The 754-nt window shown below is 45.2% G+C and carries 1 protein-coding gene and 1 pseudogene; both read right to left on the bottom strand.

Going from position 1 to position 754, the window contains the following annotated elements:
- A pseudogene (locus A3729_RS09325) lies at positions 1-229 on the bottom strand (hypothetical protein); the annotation flags it as partial.
- A 143-nt stretch (positions 230-372) separates the two neighbouring features.
- Positions 373-754: histidine phosphatase family protein (locus A3729_RS09320; RefSeq protein WP_197475736.1), on the bottom strand; the 382-nt coding region annotated here is incomplete at its 5' end.

Here is a 754-nt window from a genome sequence, read left to right as displayed (position 1 = left end):
TGCAGCCACAGTAGTAACAAAGTGACTTACAAAATGGAATGTGGATATAAACAGAAAGAGGCTTGGGAACAGGCAACTGGTTACTTGCCTGAGCATGAGTACGATAGTCAGCTTCAGTAAAGTTATCATTGAACTGAAGTGCAGTTGGATAAGATGTGTATCTTGGCCCGTAAACGTCGTATTTGTTTAGTAAGGGCGCCAAGTCTTCGGTCACCTCAAGCGGTTTCATCTATCCATTCCTCCTGCATTGTTAGGGGATCAGTTTATGCGCACTAGGCGTAAGCTGCCTTGACGTGCGTCAAGGGAAATGACTGGTACAAAAAATACTCGAAAAAGGTGCATCTTCAGGTGCAGAACGAAGAAAGGTGGAGCTTAGTCTTGAGAGAAGCGTGCTTGGTGAAATTTAAGTTGAGCAGTATGGCCGCCATCGGGAAAGTGATGATAAGCGAGTCGGCTTACATTGGCATAAGGTACATCAATATTCCAAAGCCTGTCACTAGGCATACCTAGTACGTGGGTTAATATAGCTCGGATAACGCCCCCATGGCATACAAGTAAAGTATGCTCAGTTTGATATTCGAGCACTAAGGCTTCCCAAGCTGTATGAATACGCTGAATGAAATCGGACATTCGCTCGGAGCCTTGGGGAGCGTGATTATCGGGGTCTTCCCAGTAGTTTCTTAATGCCTTTGGGTCGTGTTTCATCAGTTCTTTGACGCTCTTTCCTTCCCATTCACCAAAGGAAATTTCACGA

It is taken from the genome of Oleiphilus sp. HI0043 (genome assembly GCF_001634935.1).
This window is presented reverse-complemented; position numbering and strand designations above follow the sequence as displayed.